This is a genomic window from Streptomyces sp. SID5643 (assembly GCF_009872555.1).
GTDB lineage: Bacteria > Actinomycetota > Actinomycetes > Streptomycetales > Streptomycetaceae > Streptomyces > Streptomyces iakyrus.
This window is the reverse complement of sequence record NZ_WWIC01000039.1, coordinates 1-12,177: the sequence shown is the minus strand read 5'-3', so window position 1 is coordinate 12,177 and position 12,177 is coordinate 1. Positions and strand designations below refer to the sequence as shown.

Here is a 12,177-nt window from a genome sequence, read left to right as displayed (position 1 = left end):
CGGGCCGGGGCAGGTGGCAGGCTCGGGGCCCGCGGCAGGGCCGGGCCGGCGCCAGGGCGTCCGCCCCGAGCGGGGCCGGGGCGACCTCTGGGCGGGGATGACCGTTCTCGAACCGGGGCGGATGCCCCCGAGCCCGAACCGATCTCGGCCCCGTGGCCCGGCACGGAGGGGACGACGGGGATGCCGCGACGGCGCAAGAGCGGCCACCCGAGCAAAACCGAACCGACCTCCGGACGCCCATGCCGGTTCCTCGACGCCCCAACACAGCCCCGGCCCAGGTCGAAACCGTCGGCCCGGGACGCAAAGGACGGCCCGAACGCCCCAACGGCGTAAAGCAGCCACCCGAGCAAGACCGAACCCACCTCCGGGCGCCCGTGCCGATGTCCTCGGAACAGCCCTACAGGGGCCAGCCCCGGGCTCCGCCGCCGCGTCGGAGCGCAGGGCGGGAGGAACGGCCGGGTCGTCGCGGCGGCGCCAGGGCGGACGTGCGCCCTGCGGCGGAGGCCGCTCCTCGCGTCGAGCCCCGCCGTCAGGGCTCCCGGGCCCGTTGGACCCGGAGCGCCCTCTTCACGTCGTCCGTCTGATCGACCAGTTGCCGCGCAGCGCGGGGGCCGGTGCTCGAACTCGGCGGTACGGGCCCCCGAGCCCGGGCCGGGGCGCGATCCCCGGCCTCTGGCGGGAAGGGCTGACGGCCCGGGCCCGTCGTCAGGCCTGCCGGGCTCCCTGGACCCGGAGTGCGCGCTTCAAGTCGTCCAGCTGGTCGACGAGTTTGCGGCGGAGGGCGGGCGTCGGGGTGCCGTCGTGCAGGCAGGTCTCGCCGAGGTGGAGGTTGTCCGCGTCGACGGCGTGTGCGGGGAAGGCCCAGCGGCCCGCCGCCTCCGCCATGGCGGGACCCCGGCGGTCGGCGAGGGCGACCGCGTCGGGGTAGTAGCGCGCGACGTACTCGCGTACCAGGTCGGCCTGTTCGGGCTGCCAGAAGCCGCGGGCGGTGGCGGTGAAGAGGTAGTTGGACAGGTCGTCGGAGCCGAACATGGCGTCCCAGGCGCGGGCCTTGGCCTCCGGGTCGGGCAGGGCGGCGCGGCAGCGGGCGGCGCCCTCCTGGCCGGTGGCGCTGGGGTCGCGTTCCAGTTCGGCGGCGATGGCGGACTCGTCGGTCGCGCCGAGGACGGCGAGCCGGGCGAGGACGCGCCAGCGCAGCTCGGGGTCGAGTTCCGGGCCGCCGGGGACGGTGCCGTCGGCGAGCCAGGCGGCGATGGTGTCCGGGTGGGCGGCCACGTCGATGCGGTGGCGCACGGCGATCAGGCGCAGGCCGGGGTTGTCGCCGTCCTCGGTGCGGCGGATGAGGTCGCGGCACAGTTCGGAGAGGGTGGCGAGGGCGGCGGGCCGCTCGCCGGGGGTGAGGTAGCGGTCGGCGATGTAGGTGGAGGCGAAGGCGAGGACGCCTTGGACGATGGCGAGGTCCGTCTCCAGCGGAAGGTGGGCGCGGGCGGTCTCCAGGTAGGCGCCGGGGGCGAGTTCGCCGTCGCGGACGGCGTCCCGCAGGGCGTTCCAGACGAGCGCGCGGGTGAGCGGCCGGGGCAGTCCGGACAGGTCCTTGAGGACGGTCTCGAAGGACTCGGGGTCGAAGCGGACCTTGGCGTAGGTGAGGTCGCCGTCGTTGAGGAGGAGCAGGGCGGGCCGCTTGCCGATGGGGTGGGGGTCGGTCTGCGGGAGGTCCAGGTGGAGGCTTTCGCGCAGGACGAGCTGCCCGCCGTCGTCGCCGAGGTCCCGGTCGTAGAGTCCGGCGGTGATGCGGTGCGGGCGGCTGCCGGCGCGGTCGACGGTGAGGGCGCAGGTGCCGTGCTCGCCGGGGGTGATCCGCGGGGTGAGGGTGTCGACGCCGGTGGTGCGCAGCCAGGCGTCGGCCCAGGCGTGCACGTCGCGGTCGGTGGCGCTAGCGAGGTTGTCGATGAAGTCGGCGAGGGTGGCGTTGGCGAACCTGTGCCGGGCGAAGTGGTTGTTGATGCCGGCGAGGAAGTCCTTCTCGCCGAGCCAGGCGACCAGTTGCCGCAGTGCGCTGGCGCCCTTGGCGTAGGAGATGCCGTCGAAATTGAGCAGCGCTGAGGCGGTGTCGTCGACGGCCTCGGGGGCGACGGGGTGGGTGGAGGGGCGCTGGTCGGCGTCGTAGCCCCAGGACTTGCGGGTGACGCCGAAGTCGGTCCAGGTGTCGGTGAAGCGGGTCGCTTCGGTGAGGGTCTGGTAGCCCATGTACTCGGCGAAGGACTCGTTCAGCCAGATGTCGTCCCACCACTTGAGGGTGACGAGGTCGCCGAACCACATGTGGGCCATCTCGTGGGCGATGACCATGGCGCGGGTCTGGCGTTCGGTGTCGGTGACGGCGGAGCGGTAGACGAACTCGTCGCGGAAGGTGACCAGGCCGGGGTTCTCCATGGCGCCGGCGTTGAACTCGGGGACGAAGGCCTGGTCGTAGGAGTCGAACGGGTAGGGCTCGTCGAACTTCTCGTGGTAGCGGTCGTAGCACGCGCGGGTGACGTCGAGGAGTTCTTCGGCGTCGGCGTCGAGGTAGGGGGCGAGGGAGCGGCGGCAGTGCAGGCCGAAGGGCAGGCCGCGGTGTTCGGTGCGCACGGAGTGCCAGGGGCCGGCGGCGACGGCGACGAGGTAGGTGGAGATGAGCGGTGTGGGGGCCGCTTTCCATACGCCGTCGGTGTGTTCGGTGAGGCCGTTGGCGAGGACGGTCCAGCCTTGGGGGGCTTTCACCGACAGTTCGAAGACGGCTTTCAGGTCGGGCTGGTCGAAGGCGGCGAAGACGCGCTGGACGTCGTCCAGGAAGAGCTGGGTGTAGACGTAGGTCTCGCCGTCGGTGGGGTCGGTGAAGCGGTGCATGCCCTCGCCGGTGCGGGAGTAGCGCATCCGGGCGTCCACGCGCAGTTCGTGCTCGCCGGCGGTGAGGTGGGGCAGGGCGAGCCGGTTGCCGTCCAGGGTCTCGGGGTCCAGGGGGTGTCCGTCGAGGGTGACGGAGCGCAGCTCGGCGGGCTTGAGCTCGACGAAGGTGGTGCCGTCCACGCGGGCAGCGAACCTGATCAGGGTGCGGGAGTCGAAGGTCTCGTCTCCGCCGGTCAGGTCGAGGTCGATCGTGTAGTGGTGGACGTCGAGGAGCTCTGCTCGGGTCTGCGCTTCGTCGCGCGTCAGTACGGACATGCGTGCCATGCTGCCTGATGGCGTCGGCAAGGCACAGAGGCGGATCGGTACGTGCCCAATGTCCGCTCTAGGCGCGGTCCTTTTCGAGCTCCCCGGCGTGCGCCCCCATGGGCCGTTGTGTGGGCACGCGCGCGTCGGGGTGCGGCAGTCCGGGGCGGGGGTGTGTGGCGGTCCCGGTGTGCTCTCCGGCGAGGGCGCGCAGGTGGCGGACCTCGCGTTCGAGGGCGAGATGGCGCCGGTGGGCGTCGTAGAGGTAGCGGACTTTCGTGCGCAGGGCCCAGGGGTCGACGGGTTTCAGGACGAGGTCGGCGACGCCGAGTCCGAAGGCGGTGGTGGTCAGTTCGTGGTCGGCGCCGAAGCCGGTGAGCAGGATGACGGGGATGTGCTGGGTCTGTTCCACGCGCCGCATGTAGCGCACGACTTCCAGTCCGCTGACGCCGGGCATCCGCACGTCGAGCAGCAGCAGGCCGACCTGGCCGCGCAGGACCTGTTTGAGTGCCTCGTCGCCGCTGGTGGCCCGGCCGAGCTGGTAGCCCAGCGGGGCCAGTGCGCTCTCCAGCGCGTACAGCGTGTCCTCGTGGTCGTCGACGATGAGGATCCTGGTATCCAACGGCATGGCCCGACGCCCCTCCCTCGTGGAGGACCAGAGTAGGTCCGGGACGCTGACGGGGTGTGCTCGTCAGCTGACATGCTGTGCACAGCGCAGCATGCCGCGAGCGGGCCGCCGTGTCACTCCCCCGGGGCGTGCGTGAGGTCAGTTGGCGCCGGTGCTGGAGCCGTTGAGCGCCTCGTCCGCGATGCGCTCGTGGTGGCGGATGACCTCGGCGACGATGAAGTTGAGGAACTTCTCGGCGAAGGCGGGGTCGAGTTTGGCGTTCTCGGCGAGGGCGCGCAGCCGGGCGATCTGGCGGGCCTCGCGGGCCGGGTCGGCGGGCGGCAGCTGGTGCCGGGCCTTGAGGTGGCCGACCTGCTGGGTGGCCTTGAAGCGCTCGGCGAGCATGTGGACGACGGCCGCGTCGATGTTGTCGATGCTGTCGCGCAGCCGGGCGAGCTCTTCGCGGACGGCGGGGTCGGCGTCGGGGGAACCGGTGTTGCTGGTGGTCATGGGGCGTCAGCCTACGGGGATCACGCGGGGTGGCCGCCGGCCGTCTCATCCTTCGGCGGGGGGAGCCGCTTGTGGAAGTAGATGTCCTCGTGGCCGCCGGGGACGCCCCGGACGCGGGCGCGTTCCGTGAAGCCGAGCCTCGGGTAGAAGGCGGGTGCCTGGAAGCTGTACGTGGAGACGATCATGTCGGTGCAGCCGCGCCGGGCGGCCTCGGCCTCCGCCGCGCGCATCAGGCGGCTTCCCCAGCCGGAACGGCGCTGGTCTTCACGGATCCAGAGCATGTCCACGGAGCACAGGGTGCCCCAGGTCCAGGCGGTGAGTCCGCCGGCCAGGTCGCCGGTGCCGTCGGTGACGCGGACGGTGAGGGGTTCGGTGACGGCGCCGTCGGCGGCTGCGGTGTTGAAGGCCGTCAGCTCTTCGTCGAGCCGCTTTTCGAGGTCGTCGTCCTGGCCGCCCACCCGGAGCGAGGCGGCGGCGGTGTGCTGTTCGCTGGTCACGGCGCGGATTCTGCCGGAGGTGCCGGGGGGTGACGACCGGTTTTCGCCGTCCGCGCGCCCGTCCGCGGCGGGTCGCGTCCTCGTACAGTGGAACCGGGTTCCGGGGCGTCCCTGGGGGTGAGGCGTGGCGAGCGACGGGCCGGTCGAGCACGGTTACCCGCATCTGGAGACGGTGCGGGCCGCCATCACGGCGCTGTACCGACGGCTGTCGTGCGACACCGTCCGGACGTTCGACACCAGCGTGCTCCCCGTCGACGTGGCGTTCTGCGACACCGACGACCTGTATCTGGGGGCGCAGCGGGTGGCGCGTGAGCTGGTGCGGCACTACCGGCTGCCGGATGCCCGGCTGGTCGTGAGTTTCCGGGAGATGCGGCACGCGGCGAGCGTGGAGCTCGCGGCGGGGCCGGAGTACTTCGTGGAGCTGAACGACCGGTTCCGTGACCATCGGCGGGACATCGGGGCGGCCCTGGCGCACGAGGTGATGCATGTGTACCTGCATCGTCTGGCCCTGTCCTTCCCTGGCGTGCGGGACAACGAGATCCTCACGGACACGGCGACGACGTACCTGGGCGCGGGGTGGCTGCTGCTGGACGCGTTCCGGGAGGACGGGGCGTCGTCGCAGAAGCTGGGGTATCTCACGCCGGAGGAGTTCGGGTACGTGCTGGCCAAGCGGGCGCTGGTGTTCGGTGAGGACCCGTCGGTGTGGTTCACCAGTGCTCAGGCGTACACGGCGTACGTGAAGGGGATGGAGCTGGCGCGCCTCGACGAGCGGCAGCCGCCGCTGACGGCGGCGGGTTGGGCGGGACGCCGGCGGTACGCCCGTGACCGGCGGCACGGGTCCTCGGGTCCGCCGCAGCCGGGCGTGCGGTACGCGTTCTCCCCCGACGGGGGCGGGCGCCTGCGGGTGTCGTTCCCCTGCCCCACCTGCCACCAGCGGATCAGGGTGCCGGTGCGGGGCCGGGTCCGGGCCCGGTGCGCGCTGTGCCGGAGCGTGCTGGAGTGCGACACGTAGGGCGCACCGGGTGGGAGTTCACGCGCCGGGGCCGGTCGTCAGTGTTGGTGGTCGCCGCTGGTGATCTGCCGGTACTCCTCCTCCGTCGGCTTCTCGATCCGCGCGTCGGGCCCGAACATGGCCTTGGCGAGGCGGGCTCGCAGCCGCTCGGAGCGTTTGACCTTGAGGCGGACGCCTCCCGCGTCGACCTCGCGCCCGACCTCGTAGGGCGGGTTCTGCTCGTGCTGGGTGAGGGTGAACCGCTCGGCCTGGGCGAGGGGCTCGTGGACCTCGATGTACTCGCCGGTCGGCAGCCGCTTGATGGTGCCGGTTTCCCGGCCGTGCAGGACTTTGGCGCGGTCGCGGCGTTGCAGGCCCATGCAGATCTTCTTCGTGACGATGAACGCGGCGACCGGCAGCACGAACACGCCGATCCGCACGAACCAGGTGATCACGTTGATGGACAGGTGCAGGTGGGTGGCGACGATGTCGTTGCCGCCGCCGATCAGCAGCACCGCGTACAGGGTCAGCCAGGCCACGCCGAGGCCGGTGCGCACGGGTGCGTTGCGCGGCCGGTCGAGGATGTGGTGCTCGCGTTTGTCGCCGGTGATCCACGCCTCGATGAAGGGGTAGAGGCCGAGGGCGAGCAGGATCAGGGGGAAGAGGGAGAAGGGGATGAACACGCCGAGGACGAGGGTGTGGCCCCAGAGGTTGATCTCCCATCCCGGCATCACCCGGATCAGGCCCTCAGAGAAGCCGAGGTACCAGTCGGGCTGGGCGCCGGTGGTGACCAGGTCGGGGCGGTAGGGGCCGAAGGCCCACACGGGGTTGATCTGGGCGATCGCGCCCATCACCGTCAGCACGCCGAAGACGAGGAAGAAGAAGCCGCCGGCCTTCGCCATGTACACGGGCAGGAAGGGCATCCCGACGACCGACCGCTCCTTGCGTCCGGGGCCCGGGAACTGGGTGTGCTTGTGGTAGAAGACCAGGATCAGGTGGGCGGTCACGAGGCCCAGCATGATCCCCGGGAGCAGCAGGATGTGGACGGGGTACAGCCGCGAGATGATGTCCTCGCCCGGGAACTCCCCGCCGAACAGGAAGAACGACAGGTACGTCCCGATGATCGGGATCGACAGGATGGCGCCCTGTGCGAAGCGGATGCCGGTGCCGGACAGCAGGTCGTCGGGGAGGGAGTAGCCGGTCAGGCCGGTGATGATGCCGAGCATCAGCAGGGTCCAGCCGAAGACCCAGTTCAGTTCGCGCGGCTTGCGGAAGGCGCCCGTGAAGAACACCCGCATCATGTGCACCAGCATGCCGGTGATGAAGACCAGCGCCGCCCAGTGGTGGATCTGCCGGATCAGCAGCCCGCCGCGCACGTCGAAGCTGATGTCCAGCGTGGACTCGAACGCCCTGCTCATCAGGACGCCGTTGAGTTCCGTGTAGGAGCCGTTGTAGACGACTTCCTGCATGCTGGGTTCGAAGAACAGGGTGAGGTAGACGCCGGTGAGGATCAGCACGACGAAGCTGTAGAGGGTGACCTCGCCCAGCATGAAGGACCAGTGGTCCGGAAAGACCTTGCGCATGTTGGCCTTGGCCAGGGCGTAGAGCCCGAGCCGCCCGTCCGCCCAGTCGGCGAGCTGCTCGCCCTTGCCCGCGGGCCGCCTCCGGTGGGCGGAGTCCGTCCCGTACACCCGTCGTGCGCCGTCGTCGCCCATGCGTCGTCGCCTCCCCGTCGGATCCTTCCCAGCGTGGCACGGCGTCGTGGTCGTGCAAACGGGACGTCGTCAGGGTTGGGCCAAGGGGACCAGCGGCCGGCTCAGCGGGCGGCGGGGTCGTGCACGATCCCCTGCGCCCGTGCGGCCACGAGCCACTTCGGGAACTCGCCGACCAGCCGGTCGTACAGCTCGGCGTCCGAGACCTGCCGCGGGTCCTCCCCCGCGTGGAAGAACCCGGCGTTGTCGACGGTCCGCTTGCCCGGCACGGCCAGCTCGTCGAGCTTGCGCAGGAAGTCGAACTGCTTGCTGCCCGGGTCTCCGAACCCGATGAACTGCCAGAACAGCGGCAGCCTCGCGGCCTTGCACAGGTACCGCTCCGCGGCGAGCTTGTTGATCGGCCCGCCGTCGGTCTGGAACACGACCAGGGCGGGCGCGGCCGTCCCGCTGTCGAGGTAGTGGTCGATCACGGCGTCCATGGCCAGGTGGTAGGCGGTCTTCCCCATGTGGCCGAGCCCGGCGGCGATCCGCTCGATCCTGCCCCGGTGGTCGGCGAGCGCGATGTCGGTGACGGCGTCGACGTCGGTGGAGAAGAACACCACGGGCACGGTGCCGTCGTCGTCCAGGTGCGCCGACAGGCCGAGCACCCGGTCGGCCAGCGCCTGGACGCTGCCGTCCCGGTAGTAGGGCTTCATGGAGCCGGAGTAGTCGACGACGAGGTAGACCGCGGCCCGCAGTCCGTCGAGGCCGTGCTTCGTGAGGGACACCCCGGCGCTCTTGTAGAGGTTCACCAGAGCGGGAGCGGTCTCCTGGACCTTGCTCAGACTGATCGCGACCATGGCCCGGATCCTCTCACCCCTCGACGACCACTCCGTCGCTCAGCTCCAGCACCCGGTCGGCCAGGCCGAGGAGTTGGGGGTCGTGGGTGGCCACGAGGGCCGTGACGCGCTCGCTGCGGACCACGGCCCGCAGCAGCTCCATCACCGCCAGGCCGGTGGCGGCGTCGAGCTGGCCGGTCGGCTCGTCGGCGAGCAGCAGGGCGGGCCGGTTGGCGAGGGCCCGGGCGATGGCGACCCGCTGCTGCTGTCCGCCGGACAGCTCGGCGGGCCGCTGCGTCTCATGGCCGGCGAGTCCCACCAGGGCCAGCAGCAGCGCCACCCGCTCCTCGCGGTCACGCGGCTCGGCCCGGCGCAGCCGCAGCGGCACGCCCACGTTCTCGGCGGCGGTGAGGATGGGGATGAGCCCGAAGGACTGGAAGACGAAACCGATCCGGTCGCGGCGCAGTTCCAGCAGCTCGCTCTCGCCGAGCGCCGACAGGTCGGTGCCGCCGACGACGATCCGGCCGCTCTGCGGGGTGTCGAGACCGCCGATCAGATGGAGCAGCGTCGACTTGCCGGAGCCCGAACGGCCCTTGAGGGCGACCAGTTCCCCGCTCCGGACGGTGAAGGAGGCCCCGCGCAGCGCGTGCACGGCGGCGGCTCCGGTGCCGTAGGAGTGGTGCAGGTCCTCCACTCGCAGCATCGGCCCGCCGGACGCGTCGTCGGCGAGGGCGGCGCCGGTTCCCGGACTGGTGTTCTCGGTCATCGTCGCATCCCATACGGAACCGGTCCGCATGGTCAAGAGCCGGACGACCCGCGTTCGAACTCATGTGCCGGGTGGAGAACTCCGTGATATGCATGCCGGGTTGGGGGATCTGAGGCGCGTGCATCGGGTGGGGGAAGAGTGACGGGCTTACTGCTGCTGCGCCTGCGCGCGCACCGGCTGCTGCTCACGGCCGCCCTGCTCGCCGTCCTGCTGACCACCTCGGTGCTCGCCGCCCTGACGGCCTACTCCGGCTCCGTCGGGAACGCGGCGCTGCGCGGCGCTCTGGGCGGCCGGGCCGCGGCTTCCGCCTCCCTCGTCGTCGAGGCGGACGTGCCCCGGGAGCGGCGGGACGCGGCGCAGCGGGCGGTGGTGCGCGGGGCGCGGGACGCCTTCGGCGGGCTGCCGGTGACCGTGCGCAGGCTGGAGCGGTCCGGGCCGTACGCGCTGCCCCGGTCCTTGCAGAGCGCCGAGGCCCGCGCCGGGGAGCCCGACCTCACGCACCTCGCCGCCCTCGACGTGTCACGGATCAGGCTGCTCTCGGGCGCCCTGCCGGGTCCGGCCCCGGCGTCCCGTGCGGCCGCTGTGCCGGTGGCCCTGCCCGAGGCGGCCGCCGACCGGCTGAAGCTGCGGCCCGGAGCGCAGCTCACGCTCACCGACCGGCTGGGCGGCGATCCGCTCCGGGTCCGGGTGACCGGCGTGTACCGGGCGGCCGACGGTTCCGATCCCTACTGGCAGGCCGACGCCCTCGGCGGCCGGGGCATCCGCACGGTCGCCTTCACCACGTACGGGCCGCTGCTGACGCACGGGTCGGTGCTCGCCTCCGGCCGCGCCTCCGAGGACGCCACCGGCTGGGTGGCGACGGCCGGTTTCGGCACCCTGACGACCGACGGCCTCGGCGCGCTCCGCTCGGCGGCGGTCCGCGCCGCGGGGGCGCTGCGCGACGACCCGGCCCTCGGGGGCGACGCGGACGTGCGCACGGGGCTGCCCGAGGTGCTCGACCGGACCGAGCGGGGCCTGCTGGTGTCCCGGTCCACGCTGCTGATCGTCTCGGTGCAGCTGGTGCTGCTCGCCGGGTACGCGCTGCTGCTGGTGGCGCGGCTGCTGGGCAGTGAACGGGCGGGTGAGACCGAGCTGCTGCGGGCCAGGGGCGGATCGCGCGGCCGGATCGCCGGGCTCGCCGCGCTGGAGGCGCTGCTGCTGGCGGTCCCCGCCGCCGTCTGTGCCGCGCTGCTGTCCGGCCCGCTGGCCCGGCTGCTCGCCCGGTGGTCCTCGCTCGACGGGATCGGGCTGCGGCTCGCCGCCGCCCCGGCGGGCCGGGTGTGGCTGGTCGCGGGCGGGGTTGCGGCGGCCTGCGCGATGGCGGTGGTGGCGCCCGCGCTGGCGGCGACGGCGGGAACTCCGGTACGGCTGCGGCGGGTCCGGGCCGCGACGTCGGCCGCGCCCGTACGGGCCGGAGCCGATGTGGGGCTGCTGCTGATCGCGGGCGTGGCGTACTGGCAGCTCGACCGGCAGACCGACGCGACCGGCGGCGGCGTGCTCAGCCGGGACCGGGCCGGGGAGCTGGGCATCGATCCGCTGCTGGTGGCGGCGCCCGCGCTGGCGCTGCTGGCGGGCACGGTCCTGACGCTGCGTCTGCTGCCGTTCGTGGCCCGGCTCGCGGAGCGGCGCTCGGCGAGCGGGCGCGGACTGCCGGCGGCACTGGCGGGCTGGCAGTTCAGCCGGCGTCCGCTGCGCGGGGCGGGGCCAGTGCTGCTGCTGGTCATCGCGGTGGCGACGGGCATGCTGGCGATCGGGCACGGTGCGTCCTGGGACCGGTCGCAGGAGGACCAGGCCGACTTCTGGACGGGCGCTTCCGTACGGGTGCTCGACTACCGGCCGGGCAGCCCCGGGCAGACGGGTCTGTACGCCTCGCTGCCCGGCGCCGTGGCCGCCGCTCCCGCGCACCGCACCACGCTGAGCCTCTCCGGGGACCGCCGGGCTGCGGTCCTCGCCCTGGACACGGCTCGCGCACGGGACGGGATGCTGATGCGCGGCGACCTCGCCGAGGAGCCCCCGGCGCGGCTGCTGCGGGCCCTGGCGCCAGCCGCGCCGGAGGGGGACCGGGCCGTGCGGCTTCCCGACGGCACCCGGCGGCTCGCCCTCGACGTGCGGATCACCGACGAGCGGGCCCGGTCCAAGCGCTCCCCCTCCGATCGCGCGCCGCTGCTCACGGCGGTCGTGGAGGACCGGTACGGCATCGCGTACCGGCTGGGCGGCGGCACCGTCCCGGTGGACGGCCGGATCCACCGGGTGGCACTCGACCTGGACGGAACCGCGGCGGACCGCCGGGCGGCCCCGGCCGGGCCGTTGCGGCTGACCGGGTTGCAGCTCGACGACACCTCTCCCGCCGGGCGCGCCGAGCGGCACCGGTTCACCGTCGAGCGGCTGCTCGCCACCGGCGGCGACGGCTCCGCGCGGACCGTCGACATCGCTGCCGGGACACGCTGGCAGGGCAGCCGGGTCGTGACGCAGAACGGCGAGGTCGTCTCCCGTGCGGCCACCAGGCCCGGTGCGTCCGGGAGCGCGCCGCTGGCCGTGTCGTACGACACCGGCGCCGACCGCGGCGACGGCTACGGCTACGGCGCCCAGCCGGTCTACACCGTCCGGGTCGACACCACCGGCGCCGAGGTGCCGCGCAGCCTCTCCGCCGTCGCCAGCCGGGACTTCCTGCGAGCGGCGGGAGCCCGGCCCGGCGACACCATCGACGTACCGCTGTCCGGGGAACAGCTGCGGGTGCGGATCGTGCGGTCGGTCCAGGAGCTGCCGACGGCCGCGACCGACCTGGCCGGGGAGACGCTGTCCGGTGGGGCGCTGCTGCTCGATCTGCGGGCCGTGGACGCCGTGCTGGCGCAGCGGGCCAGTACACCGCTCACCCCCACCGAGTGGTGGGTGAGCACCGCCCCGGGCAAGGAGGCCGAGGTCGCCGCGGCGCTCAGGGCGCGCCCCGACCTCGAACCCGGGCAGGTGCTGGTGCGGGACGAGGCCGTGGCCGAGCTGCTGCGGGATCCGCTCGGCGCCGGGCCGCGTTCGGCGCTGACGGCGGTGGCGGTG

9 protein-coding genes are annotated in these 12,177 nt (G+C 73.1%); 2 read left to right on the top strand and 7 right to left on the bottom strand.

The features are described from left to right. Positions 1–705 precede the first annotated feature (705 nt). From pepN to GTY56_RS04030, 4 genes are all read right to left on the bottom strand, one after another. Positions 706–3,198: an aminopeptidase N gene (gene pepN, locus GTY56_RS04045; protein ID WP_161362536.1), complete on the bottom strand. Its 2,493-nt coding sequence runs from the start codon at positions 3,196–3,198 to the stop codon at positions 706–708. 67 nt (positions 3,199–3,265) lie between these two features. After that, on the bottom strand, positions 3,266–3,814 hold the full coding sequence (locus tag GTY56_RS04040) for a response regulator (protein WP_161362535.1): 549 nt from the start codon (positions 3,812–3,814) through the stop codon (positions 3,266–3,268). A 138-nt stretch (positions 3,815–3,952) separates the two neighbouring features. Then, positions 3,953–4,303, bottom strand: coding sequence for a chorismate mutase (locus tag GTY56_RS04035; RefSeq protein WP_161362534.1), 351 nt, complete (start codon positions 4,301–4,303; stop codon positions 3,953–3,955). 20 nt (positions 4,304–4,323) lie between these two features. After that, positions 4,324–4,800 carry a GNAT family N-acetyltransferase gene (locus GTY56_RS04030; protein WP_346345413.1) on the bottom strand — a complete coding sequence of 159 codons (477 nt, stop codon included), beginning with the start codon at positions 4,798–4,800 and terminating at the stop codon, positions 4,324–4,326. Positions 4,801–4,924: 124 nt separating this feature from the next. On the opposite strand from GTY56_RS04030, the gene GTY56_RS04025 reads away from it, so the two are divergent. After that, positions 4,925–5,812, top strand: coding sequence for a hypothetical protein (locus tag GTY56_RS04025; RefSeq protein WP_161362531.1), 888 nt, complete (start codon positions 4,925–4,927; stop codon positions 5,810–5,812). Positions 5,813–5,850: 38 nt separating this feature from the next. On the opposite strand, the gene qcrB is transcribed toward GTY56_RS04025, so the two are convergent. From qcrB to GTY56_RS04010, 3 genes are all read right to left on the bottom strand, one after another. After that, positions 5,851–7,506, bottom strand: coding sequence for a cytochrome bc1 complex cytochrome b subunit (gene qcrB / locus GTY56_RS04020; RefSeq protein WP_161362529.1), 1,656 nt, complete (start codon positions 7,504–7,506; stop codon positions 5,851–5,853). A gap of 101 nt (positions 7,507–7,607) precedes the next feature. Beyond that, complete coding sequence (locus tag GTY56_RS04015) at positions 7,608–8,342, bottom strand: vWA domain-containing protein (RefSeq protein WP_161362527.1); 735 nt, start codon at positions 8,340–8,342, stop codon at positions 7,608–7,610. Between the two features lie 13 nt (positions 8,343–8,355). Next, the gene (locus GTY56_RS04010; protein WP_161362525.1) at positions 8,356–9,087 is read right to left on the bottom strand and encodes an ABC transporter ATP-binding protein; all 732 of its coding nucleotides are present in this window, start codon (positions 9,085–9,087) and stop codon (positions 8,356–8,358) included. A gap of 138 nt (positions 9,088–9,225) precedes the next feature. Between GTY56_RS04010 and GTY56_RS04005 the strand changes: the two genes are divergently transcribed. Beyond that, positions 9,226–12,177, top strand: a 2,952-nt coding sequence (locus tag GTY56_RS04005; protein WP_161362523.1) for an FtsX-like permease family protein, incomplete at its 3' end; no start/stop codon positions are given.

Excerpts from the sequence above, each read along its gene's own strand:
- pepN (WP_161362536.1), bottom strand. The coding sequence starts at position 3,198 with ATGTCCGTACTGACGCGCGACGAAGCGCAGACCCGAGCAGAGCTCCTC.
- GTY56_RS04040 (WP_161362535.1), bottom strand. The coding sequence starts at position 3,814 with ATGCCGTTGGATACCAGGATCCTCATCGTCGACGACCACGAGGACACG.
- GTY56_RS04035 (WP_161362534.1), bottom strand. The coding sequence starts at position 4,303 with ATGACCACCAGCAACACCGGTTCCCCCGACGCCGACCCCGCCGTCCGC.
- qcrB (WP_161362529.1), bottom strand. The coding sequence starts at position 7,506 with ATGGGCGACGACGGCGCACGACGGGTGTACGGGACGGACTCCGCCCAC.
- GTY56_RS04015 (WP_161362527.1), bottom strand. The coding sequence starts at position 8,342 with ATGGTCGCGATCAGTCTGAGCAAGGTCCAGGAGACCGCTCCCGCTCTG.
- GTY56_RS04010 (WP_161362525.1), bottom strand. The coding sequence starts at position 9,087 with ATGACCGAGAACACCAGTCCGGGAACCGGCGCCGCCCTCGCCGACGAC.